At 62.3% G+C, this 14,901-nt stretch carries 12 protein-coding genes; 1 reads left to right on the forward strand and 11 read right to left on the reverse strand.

The window, feature by feature from the left end:
• Positions 1 to 92 precede the first annotated feature (92 nt).
• The 10 genes from hutH (AC07RO_RS26390) to hutC form a co-directional block, all read right to left on the reverse strand.
• Positions 93 to 1,643, reverse strand: coding sequence for a histidine ammonia-lyase (gene hutH / locus AC07RO_RS26390; protein ID WP_495087499.1), 1,551 nt, complete (start codon positions 1,641 to 1,643; stop codon positions 93 to 95).
• Positions 1,640 to 3,289, reverse strand: coding sequence for a histidine ammonia-lyase (hutH, locus tag AC07RO_RS26395; protein WP_495087500.1), 1,650 nt, complete (start codon positions 3,287 to 3,289; stop codon positions 1,640 to 1,642). Before hutH (AC07RO_RS26395) ends, hutH (AC07RO_RS26390) begins: the two co-directional genes overlap by 4 nt.
• A gap of 13 nt (positions 3,290 to 3,302) precedes the next feature.
• Positions 3,303 to 4,187 (reverse strand): quaternary amine ABC transporter ATP-binding protein, encoded by an 885-nt coding sequence (locus tag AC07RO_RS26400; protein WP_244655849.1) that lies wholly within the window; start codon positions 4,185 to 4,187, stop codon positions 3,303 to 3,305.
• Positions 4,184 to 5,035, reverse strand: a complete 852-nt coding sequence (locus AC07RO_RS26405) for an ABC transporter permease (RefSeq protein ID WP_192171248.1) — start codon at positions 5,033 to 5,035, stop codon at positions 4,184 to 4,186. The genes AC07RO_RS26400 and AC07RO_RS26405 overlap by 4 nt, the downstream gene beginning before the upstream one ends.
• Before the next feature lie 205 nt (positions 5,036 to 5,240).
• Positions 5,241 to 6,206: an ABC transporter substrate-binding protein gene (locus AC07RO_RS26410; RefSeq protein ID WP_495008599.1), complete on the reverse strand. Its 966-nt coding sequence runs from the start codon at positions 6,204 to 6,206 to the stop codon at positions 5,241 to 5,243.
• A gap of 139 nt (positions 6,207 to 6,345) precedes the next feature.
• Positions 6,346 to 7,815: a purine-cytosine permease family protein gene (locus AC07RO_RS26415; RefSeq protein ID WP_495087501.1), complete on the reverse strand. Its 1,470-nt coding sequence runs from the start codon at positions 7,813 to 7,815 to the stop codon at positions 6,346 to 6,348.
• A gap of 177 nt (positions 7,816 to 7,992) precedes the next feature.
• Positions 7,993 to 9,690, reverse strand: a complete 1,698-nt coding sequence (hutU, locus tag AC07RO_RS26420) for a urocanate hydratase (protein ID WP_346629417.1) — start codon at positions 9,688 to 9,690, stop codon at positions 7,993 to 7,995.
• A gap of 493 nt (positions 9,691 to 10,183) precedes the next feature.
• Positions 10,184 to 11,362 (reverse strand): Na+/H+ antiporter NhaA, encoded by a 1,179-nt coding sequence (gene nhaA / locus AC07RO_RS26425; protein ID WP_463583969.1) that lies wholly within the window; start codon positions 11,360 to 11,362, stop codon positions 10,184 to 10,186.
• Between the two features lie 54 nt (positions 11,363 to 11,416).
• Positions 11,417 to 12,010, reverse strand: coding sequence for a HutD/Ves family protein (locus AC07RO_RS26430; protein WP_495087502.1), 594 nt, complete (start codon positions 12,008 to 12,010; stop codon positions 11,417 to 11,419).
• On the reverse strand, positions 12,007 to 12,717 hold the full coding sequence (hutC, locus tag AC07RO_RS26435; RefSeq protein ID WP_192171477.1) for a histidine utilization transcriptional repressor HutC: 711 nt from the start codon (positions 12,715 to 12,717) through the stop codon (positions 12,007 to 12,009). The genes AC07RO_RS26430 and hutC overlap by 4 nt, the downstream gene beginning before the upstream one ends.
• Before the next feature lie 190 nt (positions 12,718 to 12,907).
• Here hutC and AC07RO_RS26440 point away from each other — a divergent pair, with 190 nt between their 5' ends.
• On the forward strand, positions 12,908 to 14,272 hold the full coding sequence (locus tag AC07RO_RS26440; RefSeq protein ID WP_282369774.1) for a formimidoylglutamate deiminase: 1,365 nt from the start codon (positions 12,908 to 12,910) through the stop codon (positions 14,270 to 14,272).
• Positions 14,273 to 14,399: 127 nt separating this feature from the next.
• On the opposite strand, the gene AC07RO_RS26445 is transcribed toward AC07RO_RS26440, so the two are convergent.
• A complete protein-coding gene (locus tag AC07RO_RS26445; protein WP_495087506.1) occupies positions 14,400 to 14,897 on the reverse strand; it encodes a lipocalin family protein in 498 nt (165 codons plus the stop codon).
• Between the last annotated feature and the right edge of the window lie 4 nt (positions 14,898 to 14,901).

The following is a 14,901-nucleotide window of genomic DNA, read 5'->3' on the forward strand; positions in this document are numbered from 1 at the left end:
TTTCTGACCTATTGCATCGCGAGCGAGCTCACTCCTACAGGGGGTAATCCCCCCACTCATTTCAACGACAGGCCATCCCTGGCCTGTCCCGATCAGAAGCTCGGCAGCAGGTCAGCAGAAACCAGGTCGCTCAGGCAGTTGGAAGCCAGCAGCTCGATGGCGGCCTCGATATCAGGGGCGAAGAAGCGGTCTTTCTCGTAGAACGGGACTTTGCCGCGCAGCGTGGTGCGGGCGATTTCCAGTTTTTCGGAGGTCTTCAGACCGTTGCGCAAGTCCAGACCCTGACACGCAGCCAGCCATTCTACAGCCAGCACGCCGCGAGTGTTCTCCGCCATTTCCCACAAGCGCTTGCCGGCGGCGGGCGCCATCGACACATGGTCTTCCTGGTTGGCGGAGGTCGGCAGGCTGTCGACGCTGTGGGGGTGGGACAGCGCCTTGTTTTCACTGGCCAGCGCTGCAGCCGTGACCTGGGCAATCATGAAGCCGGAGTTGACGCCGCCGTTGGCCACCAGGAACGGCGGCAGTTGCGACATGTGCTTGTCCATCATCAGCGAGATGCGGCGTTCGCTCAGCGAGCCGATTTCAGCGATGGCCAAAGCGATGTTGTCGGCGGCCATGGCAACCGGTTCGGCGTGGAAGTTACCACCGGAAATCACTTCACCTTCGGCCGCGAACACCAGCGGGTTGTCCGACACCGCGTTGGATTCGATCGCCAGCACTTCGGCGGCCTGACGCAGTTGGGTCAGGCAAGCGCCCATGACTTGTGGCTGGCAGCGCAGGGAGTAGGGGTCCTGAACCTTGTCGCAGTCGCGGTGGGAGTCGGATACCTGACTGCCTTCGCCGAGCAGGGCGCGATAGGCGGCAGCCGAATCGATCTGGCCGCGCTGACCCCGTGCCGCATGAATACGTGCGTCGAAGGGTGCGCGGGAGCCAAGCACGGCTTCAACGGTCAGCGCGCCGCAGCTGAGAGCGCCGGCGAACAGGTCTTCGGCTTCGAACAGGCCGCGCAAGGCATAGGCCGTAGACACCTGCGTGCCGTTGAGCAGCGCCAGGCCTTCTTTAGCCGCCAGCGTCAATGGCGTGAGCCCGGCGATGGCCAGCGCTTCCACGGCATTCAGCCATTCGCCCTTGTAGCGCGCCTTGCCTTCGCCCAGCAGCACCAGCGACATATGCGCCAATGGCGCGAGGTCGCCGGATGCGCCGACTGAACCCTTGAGCGGGATGTGCGGGTAAACCTCAGCGTTGATCAGGGCGATCAGCGCGTCGATGACCTGACGGCGAATCCCGGAGAAACCCCGGCTCAGGCTGTTGACCTTGAGCACCATGATCAGGCGCACCAGCTCATCGCTGATCGGCTGACCAACGCCCGCGGCGTGGGACAGCACCAGTGAACGCTGCAGGTTTTCGAGGTCGGCGCTGGCGATGCGCGTTGACGCCAGCAGCCCGAAACCGGTGTTGATGCCGTAAGCGGTTCGGTTTTCGGCGAGTATCTGCTCGACGCAGGCCACGCTGTCTTCGATCTGCCGATTGGCGCTGGCGTCGAGGGTCAGCGTGACGGGCCGCTGATAAATCGCGCGCAGCTGGGCGAGGCTTAATTGGCCGGGGATCAGATTGAGCGGGGTCGCCTGTTGGGTGTCGGTCACGATGCTGCTACTCCTGATTGGGTATCGGTCGTCTGCGCTGAACCGGCGCCTGCCTGTCCTGCGCGGAGGGCGCTTGCGCTGCGACCGTTGTTGTCGGTGTCGGGATTAGCGCCTGCCGCGTAGTCGCGGCAGCGCTGGAATACGGTTTCCAATGACTCTTCGTTCTTGAGCAGGGTCACGCTGCTGGCGATGTCCGGCGCCAGCCAGCGGTCTTCGTCATAGGCCGGCACGCGCTCGCGCAACAGACGCCACGCCGCTTCGGTGCCCACGCCAAAGCGCGGGCCCTTGAAAAACTCGAACGCCTGGGCGGCCAGCAAATACTCGATCGCGAGGATCTGCGTCACGTTCTCCAGGACCTTGTGCAGCTTCAAGGCGGCGCTGGTGCCCATGCTCAGATGATCCTCCTGCAGGCCGGACGTCACGTAGTTGTCGATGACCGCCGGTTGTGCCAGCTGGCGGTTTTCCGCGCACAGCGAGGCGGCGACGTATTGGGTGATCATCATCCCGGAGTTGACCCCCGGCTGGCTGACCAGAAACGCCGGCAGCCCGCTGACCGTGGGGTTGATCAGCCGGTCCAGCCGTCGTTCGGCAATCGAGCCCAGTTCGGCCATGGCAATCGCCAGCAAGTCAGCGGCCATCGCCACGGACTGGCCATGGGGATTGGCTTGGGAAACCACGCGATACGCGTCGGGCGTACCGAGCAGCAGCGGATTGTCGGTGGCCGAGTTGAGCTCGATTTCGATCTGCCGTGTGGCGTGGGCCAGCTGGTCGCGGGTGGCGCCGTGCACCTGCGGAATAGAGCGGATGCTCAACGCGTCCTGGGTGCGGATGCCCTGACTGTTGGCGAGTACTTCACTGCCGGCGAGCAGGCCGCGCAGGTTTTTGCCGACTTGTTGCATGCCGGGGTGTGGCTTGAGCGAAATAATGGTTTCGTCGAAGGCGTCGAGCTGGCCGCGCAGGCCCTCGAAGGTCATGGCGCTGATCACATCGGCCCACTGCATCAGGCGATTCACGTCGGCGACGGCCAGGCAGCTGAGGCCGGTCATGCACGGCGTGCCGTTGACCAGACACAGACCGTCCTTCGCTCCCAGCTCCACCGGCGACAAGCCTTCTTCGCTAAGCGCCTGCAACGCCGACATCACTTGGCCGCGGTAACTGACCTGACCCACGCCGAGCAGTGCGACGCCGATGTGCGCCATGTGCGTGAGGTATCCCACCGAGCCCTGGGACGGCACTTGCGGGGTGATGCGTCGATTGAGCAGGGCGAGCAGGGCCTCGACCACCTGACGATGAATCCCGGATTTGCCCTGGCTGTAGTTGATGATCGCGGCACAGGTGATCGCGCGGGTCTGCTCGTCCGGTAACGCCGGGCCGACGCCGCAGGCATGGCTGAGCAGGGTGTTGCGTGACAGTCGGCCAAGCTGCTCGTCGGCCAGCGACACATTGCACAGCGCGCCGAGGCCGGTGTTCACGCCATAGGCGCGTTCGCCGCTGGCAACGATGCGTTGCACGATCGCCTGGGCATTGTCGATCCGCGCCCAGGCGGCTTCCGACAGCGACAGCGTCGCGCCATGACGGGCAACCGCGGTCACGTCCCGCCAGCTGAGCGGGCCGTCGCCGATGATGATCTGTTCTGCTCGCGACATGACCACAGCGTCCTTAGAGAGTCGCCACGCGCCGCTGCACGAAACGATCAACGTAATCGTCGGCGGGCGAGTAGAGGATTTCTTTCGGCGTGCCAACCTGAATCAGCCGACCGTCCTTGAGAATGGCGATGCGGTTGCCGATGCGCACGGCTTCGTCGAGGTCGTGGGTGATGAACACGATGGTTTTCTTCAGGCTCGACTGCAGCTCCAGCAACTGGTCCTGCATCTCGGCGCGAATCAGCGGATCGAGTGCGCTGAACGCTTCGTCCATCAGGATGATGTCGGTGTCAGCCGCCAGCGCCCGTGCGAGGCCGACGCGCTGACGCATGCCGCCGGAAAGCTGATGCGGGTACTTTTTCTCGTAGCCCTTCAGGCCCACCGTGGTGATCCAGTGCTGCGCACGCTCGGCGCATTGCGCTTTGCTTTCGCCACGAATGGTCAAGCCGTAGGCGACGTTGTCGATCACAGTCTTGTGCGGCAGCAGGCCAAAGCTCTGGAACACCATGCTGATCTTGTGCCGACGGAAGTTGCGCAGCGCTTCCATGTCGTAGGTCAGTATGTTCTCGCCATCGACCAGGATCTCGCCGCTGGTGGGATCGATCAGGCGGTTGAAGTGGCGCACCAGGGTCGATTTGCCGGAGCCCGACAGGCCCATGATCACGAAGATCTCGCCGCTGGAAATGGACAGCGACAGGTCATTCACCCCGACCACGCAGCCGGTCTGCGCCAGGACCTGATCCTTGCTCTGGTTGTTCTGAACCATGGCCAACGCATCTTTCGCGCGGTTGCCGAAGATCTTGTACACGTTCTTGACGACGATTTTGCCGCCCGTGTTCTCTGGAACGCCCGCGCTCAGTGGATTGCCCGAGCTCGCTGGATTAATAGTCTCGACGCTCATTTGTTCGCCTCATGCCGTGGACGGCCGTAGGCCTGCGTAATGCGGTCGATCACGACCGCCAGAATGACGATGGCCAAACCTGCTTCCAGGCCACGACCGACGTTGAGGGTCTGGATGCCGACCAGCACGTCTTCGCCCAGACCGCGGGCACCGATCATCGAGGCGATCACCACCATCGACAGCGCCATCATCGTGGTCTGGTTGATCCCGGCCATGATGCTCGGCAGGGCCAGCGGGAGTTGCACGCCAAACAGTTGCTGCCAGCGGTTGGCGCCGAACGCGTTGATGGCTTCCATGACCTCGCCATCGACCTGACGAATGCCCAGATCGGTCAGGCGAATCAGCGGCGGCGCGGCATAGATGACTGTGGCGAAGATCGCCGGGACCTTGCCCAGGCCAAACAGCATCAGCACCGGAATCAGGTACACGAAGCTGGGCATGGTCTGCATGATGTCCAGCAGCGGCATCAGCACCGAGCGCAGGCGATTGCTGCGCGCCGACAGAATGCCGAGGGGTATGCCGATGATCACCGAGATCACCGTGGCGACCAGCATCAGCGCCAGGGTCTGCATCAGCTTGTCCCACAGGCCCACGGCACCGACCAGGAACAGCAGGCCGACGATGACCACCGTGGTGGTGATCTTGCGGGTCGCGTGCCAGGCGATCAGGCCGACGATGGCCAGCAGCAGCCACCACGGCGCAACGCGCAGCAGGCCTTCGAGCTTGACGATGGCCCACAGCAGCGTGTCGGAGATGTGCCGGAACACGTCGCCGTAGTTGGTGACCAGCTTGTCGACCCAGTCATTGACCCAGTCGGCGATGGAGAACGTAAAGCTTTCGGGAAACATATCGTTATCTCATTCAAATACTGCGTGCGGATCCGTGCTCTGCTAATGCCTGGGGCGGGTGGTTGACGACGAATCTGTGGGAGCGAGCTTGCTCGCGAAGTTCTTGTATTCGCCACATTTTCGACGCCTGATCATCCCCATTCGTGAGCAAGCGAAGGCCTACAGGTTCGGATGCCGCCGGATCGCACGGCACCCGGATCAAGGTTCACAGCGAAGCATCCACCTTCTTCGCCGCATCCTCGCTCACCCACTGATGCCACACTTCCGGGTGCTCCTTGAGGAAAATCTTCGCCAGCTTCGGCGACTCGATACGCTCCTTTGTCATGCGCGCCAGATTCTGGTTGAGCAGGTCGATCGGGATGTTGACCTTCTCCATCACCGACACCAGTTCAGGCGCCTGTTCGTGGAACGCCTTGGACAGGCCGACCTTGATCTCGATGGTCTTGTTCACGCCGTCTTTCTCTTCCAGACGGACCATGTCCACCTGGCCCATCAGCGGCGTCGGCGACCAGTAGTAAGCCAGGATCGGCTCGCCACGTTTGTAGCTGGACAGAATCGCCGCATCCAGCGCCGGGCCGGTGCCCGGGCGGAAGTTGGTGTATTTGCTTTCCAGGCCATAGCTTTTCAGCATTTCGCTGTTTTCCAGCTCGCAGGTCCAGCCCGCCGGGCAGTTATAGAAACGGCCTTTCTCCGGCTCTTCGGCGTCCTTGAACAGCGCTGCGTATTTGCCCAGGTCGGCGATGGATTTCAGGTCAGGTGCCTTGGCTTCCAGCTTGCGCTTGGCGTCGCCTTCGATCACATAACGCGGCACGTACCAGCCTTCCACTGCGCCCTTCACCGGCGAACCGACGCCGACCACTTTGCCGGCGGCTTCAGCCTTGTTCCAGACTTCGCTGCGACCCACCCACTCTTCGGCAAACACTTGAATGTCGTTGGTGCTCAGGGCGTTTTCCATGGTGATGGAGTTGCCCGGCAGGCTGTCCGTTTCGCAGCCATAGCCCTTGTTCAGCACAACTTGCAGTACGTCGGTCAGCAGCATTGCGCTTTCCCAGTTCAGGCCGGCGAATTTCACCGGCTTGCCGGACTCGCACCATCCCGCAGCCTGACTGGCGCCAGTGGCGAGCACGCCCGCGGTGAGCAACGTGGATAGCAGGGCCTTTTTCGTGTTCATTGAGTGACGCTCCGGTCTTGTAGTGGATGACGGCAGTAACGAAAACAGACGGCTTCCAGCCAAGGGGAGAGGCACTTGTCGGCCTCGTCCCGCTTCTCTCTCCAGCATGCCCCCTGCAACAGACGTGCATGACGAACGGTCAGTTCACCGCGACGTGCGCAGGGGCAACGGTGCAACTTGCCTGAGGCGCCCCCGAATCCGCCGGCAGGATCAGGCGATCGGCCACGTTGCCCGGCCACCTCTTCGCCGCCACGTAGTACAGCACAGCCGGCACGATGAGGCCGATGATCCACGAGATGTCGGTGTCATCGAGCCTCGCCACCAGCGGCCCGGTGTAAAAATGCGTGGAAATGAACGGCATCTGAATCAGCACGCCCACCACGTAAATCCCGATGCCCATCCCGTTCCAGCGGCCATAGCGACCGTTCGGGTCCGACAGCGCGGGAATGTCGTAGCGCTCTTTGGTGATGCAGTAAAAATCCACCAGATTGATCGCGCTCCACGGCGTGAAGAACGCCAGCAGAAACAGGATGAACGCCGAGAAGTCCTTGAGAAACGAGTCCTTGCCCAGCAGCGCAAGCGCCGTTGCGATGCCGACCATGGCGAAGATGTACGTCAGCCGCAGCGCGCTGGAGATGTGCCGGTTGCCGCGGAAGCCGCTGACGATGGTGGCAATGGACATGAAGCTGCCGTAGGCGTTGAGCGTGGTGATGGTCACCTTGCCGAACGCGATGCTGAAATACAGCGCGGCGGCCACCGCGCCGGTCCCGCCAAGGCCGACGATGAACGAGACCTCGTGGTGGGCGAAGTTCTTGCCGGCCAGTGCCGCCGCGAACACGCCGAAGACCATGGACGCCTGTGCGCCGATCACCGAACCCAGGCCCACCGCCCAGAAGGTTTTGCCAGCCGACGTGCTGCGCGGCAGGTAGCGCGAGTAGTCCGCGACGTAGGGGCCGAAAGCGATCTGCCAGGACGCCGACAGGGAAATCGCCAGCAGGAAACTGCTCAGCGAGAAGTGCTTGTTGCCCAGCAGCGCGCCCACGTCGTTGCCCGCCAGCAGCGCGGCGAACAGGTAGACGAAGGCAATCACGCCGATAAGGCTGGCGACACGGCCGATCATGTGGATGACCCGGTAGCCCAGAACAGTCAGTGCCACGATGGCAGCGGCGAAGATCACCACGCCTTGCCAGTCCGGCACGTTGATCAGTTGCGCCACCGCCTGGCCTGCGAGCAGCGAGCCGCTGGCGGAAAAGCCGATGTACATCAGGCACACCAGCACCAGCGGAATTACCGCGCCGTAAACGCCAAACTGCACCCGGCTGGAAATCATCTGCGGCAGGCCGAGCTTCGGTCCTTGTGCCGCGTGGAGCGCCATGACGCCACCGCCGATGAGCTGACCGATGAACAGCCCGATCAGCGACCAGAACACATCGCCGCCCAGCACCACGGCCAAGGCCCCGGTGACAATCGCGGTGATCTGCAGGTTGGCGCCCAGCCAGAGGGTGAACTGGCTGAACAGACGACCGTGTCGTTCGGCATCAGGGATGTAATCGATCGAACGCCGCTCGATCACGGAAGCAGGTGCAGCACGATCATCTGGAACAGCCATTGCGAAGATCCCCGTAAAGCGAGTGTTGGCACGCGCAAATTCTGCAAAATGCATCCCTCTGTAGGAGTGAGCTTGCTCGCGAAGAGGCCGGTACAGACGACGCATCACCTGCGTCTGGGCCTAAGCATTCGCGAGCAAGCTCGCTCCCACATGGGCTGCGAGCAACCCGGGCATTGATCAGTTATTGATCATCGGCAGGTTCAGACCCTGCTCTTTGGCGCAGTCGATCGCGATCTGATAACCCGCATCGGCATGACGCATCACGCCGGTGGCCGGGTCGTTGTGCAGGACGCGGGCGATGCGCTCGGCGGCTTCATCGGTGCCGTCGCAGACGATGACCATGCCCGAGTGCTGCGAGAAGCCCATGCCGACGCCGCCGCCATGGTGCAACGAGACCCAGGTCGCGCCGCTGGCGGTGTTGAGCAGGGCATTGAGCAGTGGCCAGTCGGACACGGCGTCGGAGCCGTCCTGCATCGATTCGGTCTCGCGGTTCGGGCTGGCGACGGAGCCGGAGTCCAGGTGATCGCGACCGATGACTACCGGCGCCGACAGCTCGCCGCTGCGGACCATTTCGTTGAACGCCAGGCCCAGCTTGGCGCGCTGACCCAGCCCGACCCAGCAGATACGTGCCGGCAGACCCTGGAAGCTGATGCGCTCACGGGCCATGTCCAGCCAGTTGTGCAGGTGCGCGTCGTCCGGGATCAGCTCTTTGACTTTGGCGTCGGTCTTGTAGATGTCTTCAGGATTGCCCGACAGCGCGGCCCAGCGGAATGGACCGACGCCACGGCAAAACAGCGGACGAATGTAAGCGGGCACGAAACCGGGGAAATCGAAGGCGTGGGTCACGCCGACTTCCTTGGCCATCTGACGGATGTTGTTGCCGTAGTCGAACGTTGGCACGCCCATCTTCTGGAACGCCAGCATGGCCTCGACGTGCTCGGCCATGGACTGCTTGGCGGCCTTGACCACAGCGGCAGGCTCGGTGGCGGCGCGCTCGCGGTACTGCTCCCAGGTCCAGCCTTTTGGCAGGTAGCCGTTAAGCGGGTCGTGGGCGCTGGTCTGGTCGGTGACCATGTCAGGGCGCACGCCACGTCGGACCATTTCCGGGAGGATCTCGGCGGCGTTGCCGCACAGGGCGATGGAGATCGCCTTGCCTTCGGCGGTGTATTTGGCGATGCGGGCGAGGGCGTCGTCGAGGTCAGTGGCTTGCTCGTCGACGTAACGGGTTTTCAGGCGGAAATCGATGCGGCTCTGCTGGCATTCGATGTTCAGCGAGCAGGCGCCCGCCATGCCGGCAGCCAGTGGCTGTGCGCCGCCCATGCCGCCAAGGCCGGCGGTAAGCACCCAACGGCCTTTCAGGTTGCCGTCGTAATGCTGGCGACCGGCTTCGACGAAGGTTTCGTAGGTGCCCTGAACGATGCCCTGGCTGCCGATGTAGATCCAGCTGCCGGCGGTCATCTGGCCGTACATGGCCAGGCCTTTGGCGTCCAGTTCATTGAAATGCTCCCAGCTCGCCCAATGCGGCACCAGGTTGGAGTTGGCGATCAGCACGCGCGGTGCGTTGCTGTGGGTCTTGAACACGCCGACCGGCTTGCCGGATTGCACCAGCAGGGTTTCGTCGTCATTGAGGTTCGTCAGGCTTTCGACGATCTTGTCGTAGCATTCCCAGTTGCGCGCTGCACGACCGATACCGCCGTAGACCACCAGTTCGTTCGGGTTCTCGGCGACTTCCGGGTCGAGGTTGTTCATCAACATCCGCAACGGTGCCTCGGTCATCCAGCTCTTGGCCGTCAGTTGCGTGCCACGGGCGGCGCGGATTTCCACATCGCGGCGTTTGGTCCATTGCTGAGCAGGGGTGTTGTGGTCAGTAGTCACTTAACAATCCTCGATGATCAATCCGGCCGGGACGCGGGGTCCGTGACGAATGTGGGAATAAGGTTCTGCATGAGCGTCGCTGCTGTGATCCGAACCGGGCGTGGACGCCTTTTATCGACTCATGCTTACTTGTACATACAAGCATGTGCAACCAAGGGGCCAATGTTGGTTTTGCAGGCGCAGAAATCCCGTCGGCCCGCTCTGCGTCGGGCTTGCCAAGATTTCAGGTGTAAGGAGGGTTACGGATGCAAAGAAGATGAAACGAAGGAAATTGTTACTTTTCGGTGCGAACGCACCAGCTCAGTGCGCGATTTGGGTAACAGAACGTCGTGTGCAGATATCGCTGCCGACACCTGACCTGTGGGAGCGAGCTTGCTCGCGAAGAGGCCCGTACATCCGCCAAATTCTCTGCGGCTGATACACGGTCTTCGTGAGCAAGCTCACTCCCACATGATCGGTAGCGCTGGGTATATCAGGGTAGTCTCAGTGCTAATCAGTGCTGCGCGAGCTTGCTGCGCAACAGCCACACCCCGGCAAGCGCCGACGCGATCGAACCCAGCAACACGCCCACTTTCACTTCATCGATCAGATGCGCGGCGCCCGGGAAGGCCAGGTTGCCAATGAACAGGCTCATGGTGAACCCGATCCCGCAGAGCAGGGCCACGCCATACAGCTGCGGCCAGTTGCTGCCTTCTGGCAGCGTTGCCAGGCCGGAACGGATCGCCAGCACGGCTGCGAGAAACACGCCGATCTGCTTGCCGACGAACAACCCCAGTGCCACCCCAAGCGGCACTGGATCGACCAGATTGCCGAGGGTGATGCCCGACAGGGACACGCCCGCATTGGCGAAGCCGAAAATCGGCACCACCGCGAACGCCACCCAGTAGTGCATTTTTTCTTCAAGGAACAGCAGCGGCGAGCGGGCTTCTTCCTTGGGCGTGCCCAGCGGAATGCACAGCGCCAGCGCCACACCGGCTAGCGTCGCGTGCACGCCGGATTGCAACACGAAGAACCACAACAGCAGACCCAGCAGCAGGTACGGCAGCAATCGCTGCACGCCCATGCGGTTCATGATCACCAGCACGGCCAGCGTCGCGAAGGAGGCACCGAGCATCGGCATGTTCAGGCCGCTGCTGTAGAACAGAGCGATGATAGTGACGGCGCCCAGGTCATCGAGAATCGCCAGTGCGGCCAGAAACACCTTTAACGACGTCGGCACCCGCTTGCCCAGCAACGAAAGCACGCCGAGAGCGAAGGCGATATCGGTGGCCGCAGGAATTGCCCAGCCGCTCAGGGTTTCGGCGTTGCCCATGTTGATGCCGATATAGATCAGCGCCGGCACCAGCATGCCGCCCGCTGCCGCAAAACCGGGAAGCGCGCGCTGACCCCATGTGGCAAGGCCACCCGCCAATACTTCGCGTTTGATTTCCAGACCGACCATGAGAAAGAAGATCGCCATCAGCCCGTCGTTGATCCACAGCTCGATCGACAACCCGCCCCACACACTGTGCAGTGCGGCGAAATAAGAAGGGGCGAGGGGGGAGTTGGCAACGATGATCGCCGCGAGGGCAGCGCCCATCAGCACAAGGCCGCCTGCCGACTCCGATGAAAGAAAACTGGCAAGAATGGCGAGGGCTCGGGGGCTTTCTTTATTGTTGTTGAGCGTCGTCATGGTCGTCCCTGTGCTGGCGAAAAAAAACGCAATCTACCACAGGGACGGCGGGACTCAGACGCGTGACAACTCGATCACGCACACGCGACTGGCGCGAGGGGCGTAGAGCACAACCTCCAGCAGCCCGCCTGCAGCGTTGTTCAATTGCAGGCAATCGTGTTTTTCCAGCCGTTGCGGCGGATGCTCGCCGACATTGGCGGCCATCTGCTCGGCCGCGCTGAATACCACGAACATGTTGGCCGAACTGAAAAACCGCTGCGGCTGCATAACGTCGATCCACTGCAGGCGCGCGCGGTAGCGGGCGGGCGAGTAGATCAGGTTGAAGTCGCGAATCGGGCCGTCGAGCAGCGTGCATGACACTGCGCTGTCGCCGCTGAATGCGAACGGATCGGACGGCAGCAGTGGCTCGCTGTCCTTGCCATCGATGTTCAGCGTCATGCCTGCGCCTTGCAGCACCGTGATGATGCGCTGATAACCGGCGAACACCGAAAAGCCCCCCGACTCACCGATGTCGGCAATCGACAGCCGCCAGCCGAAACCCTCCAGGCCTTCGCCGGCATCGCGAGTGATTTCCTCGGTGCTGCCGCCGCCGTTTTTCCAGGGCATGCGCGGGTAGTCAGCGGCGCGCAGAACAGTCAGTTGAGTCATTTGCTGAAGCGTCCTTCCAGGCGGTGGCGTGAGCCGGGATGAATCAGGCGGGCGGCGGTCACCGGTTGGCGGCCGGACCAGGTGCGCCGACGCACCAGCAGGCACGGCTCGCCCTTCTCGATCTGCAGCAATGTGCACTCGTCGGGCTCAGCGAGAATCGCCTCAACCACGTGCTCGCCCTCGGTCAGCGGCGCGACCTGAGACAGATAGGCGTAGGGCGTTTGTTGGGTGAAATCCTGCTGCAGGTAGTCCGGCGCGACGAGGGCGTTAACGAAACGGTCCTCGATTTGCACGGGGATATCGTTTTCGAAATGCACGATCAGCGAATGAAACACTCGCTGGCCTTCACGCATGTCCAGCGCCAGCGCGCGTTCGGAACCAGCGGCTTCTTCCGTGAGGATGATCACCTGGCAGGTGTGGGTATGTCCGCGGGCGGCGATCTCATCGGCGATGTTATGCACTTCGAACAGTGCCGATTGGGTCTTGGGCTCGGCGACGAATGTACCGACGCCTTGCATGCGCACCAGCAGCCCTTCGGCGGTCATCTCGCGCAGGGCACGATTGATGGTCATGCGGCTGAAGCCCAGCTGCGTCACCAGTTCGCTCTCGGACGGCACGCGGTGGTGCGGCGGCCACGTGCCGTTCTGAATCTGTTGGGTGATCATGTGCTTCACCCTGGCGTACAGCGGCGCCGGACTGTCACCCATCTGGGAGGCCAGCGGCAAATTGGCAGGCGGAGTCGGCACAGAGAGATCCTTGTTATGGCGTTATTCAGGCGAAAGAGGTTACAGCGTCCACGCTAACCATTAACACGTGTGCCGACAAGCGCGGCGCAGTTTACCGGCCGTATAAACGTCTGTATATGTATAGACAATTTCACGCAAGGGGTGCCGAGTCATGTCCGTTTTCTTTGCCGAACGCGCGCTATTGCCCACCGGCTGGGCCAATAACGTTCGTTTCGAGGTCAGCGCCGATGGCCTGCTGAGCCAAGTTCAAGCCGATGCCGAACGCGCTGGCGCCGAGCTGCTCAACGGGCCGGTCGTGCCGGGCATGCCCAATCTGCACTCCCATGCCTTTCAGCGTGCCATGGCGGGCCTCGCGGAAGTGGCCGGCAATCCCAATGACAGTTTCTGGACCTGGCGTGACCTGATGTATCGCCTCGTCGGGCAGATCAGTCCGCAGCAGCTCGGCGTCATCGCGCGGCAGCTGTACATCGAAATGCTCAAGGGCGGTTTTACTTCGGTTGCGGAGTTTCACTACGTCCATCAGGACACCACCGGCAAGCCCTACGCCGACCCCGCCGAGCTGGCGCTGCAGGTCAGTCAGGCGGCGAGTTCGGTCGGCATCGGCATGACCCTGTTGCCGGTGCTCTACAGCCACTCCGGTTTCGGCGGCCTGAACCCGAACGAAGGCCAGCGCCGATTCATCAACAGCACCGACAGTTACCTGGATCTGCAAGCACGTCTTAAGCCCATCATCGCCGCGCAACCCGCCCAGGCGCTGGGGCTGTGCTTTCACTCGCTGCGTGCCGTGACCCCGCAGCAGATCAGTGACGTGACGGCCGCCAGCGACACCCATTGCCCGATCCACATTCATATCGCCGAGCAGCAAAAGGAAGTCGACGATTGCCTGGACTGGAGCGGTCGCCGGCCATTGCAGTGGCTGTATGAAAACGTCGATGTCGACGCGCGCTGGTGCCTGGTTCACGCGACCCATGCCGAGCCTGACGAAGTGGCGTTGATGGCGAAAAGTCGTGCGATCGCGGGACTGTGCCTGACCACCGAAGCGAACCTGGGCGACGGGATTTTCCCGGCGGTGGATTACATCGCTCAGGGCGGGCGCTGGGGTATCGGCTCTGATAGCCATGTGTCGCTGAGCGTGGTCGAAGAGCTGCGCTGGCTGGAATACGGTCAGCGTCTGCGCGATCAGCGCCGTAACCGCCTGTACCGGCCTGATCAGCCGATGGTCGGGCGCACGCTATACGACGCGGCGCTAGTGGGCGGTGCCCAAGCGATGGGCCAACCGGTAGGTGCGCTGGAAGTGGGCAAACGGGCCGACTGGCTGGTGCTGGACGGTAACGACGCTTATCTGGCAACGGCGTCTGGCGATGCCATTCTCAATCGCTGGCTGTTCGCCGGGAGTGATCGTCAGATCAAGGATGTGATGGTCAATGGGCGCTGGGTGATCCGCGACGGCCACCATGCCGATGAAGGGCAGAGCAGCCGTGCGTTCGCTCAGGTGCTGAGGGAATTGCTGGGCTGAACATGTGTGCAGAGGCAAAGGGCCCCTTCGCGAGCAAGCTCGCTCCCACAATTTTTGTGTCCACAGGTAGAACTGCGGCGCTGTCATGTTTCATGAGAGTGAGCTTGCTCACGAATGACCGAACAGGTCAGTCCTTTGCCTTGCCCACTTTCGAATCCGCCACCCGCCAGATCAGCTTGGTGGTGTCGTAGCCCTGTTGCTGCGCTCTCATCAGCAGGTCGTTGCGCACTGCATCCGGCACTTGAGGCGTGCGCGACAGCAGCCAGAGGAACTTGCGGTTCGGACTGCCCACCAGCGCCACCTTGTAGTCGGGGCTCACGTACAGCACCCAGTAATCGCCCTTCGCCACACCCGGGAAGAGGTTCGAGAACCAGTTGTCGAACACGACCCACAGCTTGTCGGTCTTGCCCTGAACCTGCGGTGAAGCCGTTCCGGTTGCTTGCTCCCACTTGCCCTCGATCGTGCGGCAGCGGTTGGTGACAGCGATGTTGCTATCGTCCTTCAGCGTGTAATGCGCTTCGGACTGCGCGCAGTTGCGCTGGAAGAACATCGGCAGCCGCGCCACTTCGTACCACGTGCCCTGATAACGCTTGAGATCAACATGATCAACCGTCTTCGGCGCCATGGAT

The sequence above is a fragment of the Pseudomonas sp. GW821-FHT07F05 genome (assembly GCF_059418765.1).

Bases quoted from the DNA above. Each gene is read 5' to 3' on its own strand.
- hutH (WP_495087500.1), bottom strand. From the start codon at position 3,289: ATGTCGCGAGCAGAACAGATCATCATCGGCGACGGCCCGCTCAGCTGG.
- AC07RO_RS26400 (WP_244655849.1), bottom strand. From the start codon at position 4,187: ATGAGCGTCGAGACTATTAATCCAGCGAGCTCGGGCAATCCACTGAGC.
- AC07RO_RS26405 (WP_192171248.1), bottom strand. From the start codon at position 5,035: ATGTTTCCCGAAAGCTTTACGTTCTCCATCGCCGACTGGGTCAATGAC.
- AC07RO_RS26410 (WP_495008599.1), bottom strand. From the start codon at position 6,206: ATGAACACGAAAAAGGCCCTGCTATCCACGTTGCTCACCGCGGGCGTG.
- AC07RO_RS26415 (WP_495087501.1), bottom strand. From the start codon at position 7,815: ATGGCTGTTCCAGATGATCGTGCTGCACCTGCTTCCGTGATCGAGCGG.
- nhaA (WP_463583969.1), bottom strand. From the start codon at position 11,362: ATGACGACGCTCAACAACAATAAAGAAAGCCCCCGAGCCCTCGCCATT.
- AC07RO_RS26430 (WP_495087502.1), bottom strand. From the start codon at position 12,010: ATGACTCAACTGACTGTTCTGCGCGCCGCTGACTACCCGCGCATGCCC.
- hutC (WP_192171477.1), bottom strand. From the start codon at position 12,717: ATGGGTGACAGTCCGGCGCCGCTGTACGCCAGGGTGAAGCACATGATC.
- AC07RO_RS26440 (WP_282369774.1), top strand. From the start codon at position 12,908: ATGTCCGTTTTCTTTGCCGAACGCGCGCTATTGCCCACCGGCTGGGCC.
- AC07RO_RS26445 (WP_495087506.1), bottom strand. From the start codon at position 14,897: ATGGCGCCGAAGACGGTTGATCATGTTGATCTCAAGCGTTATCAGGGC.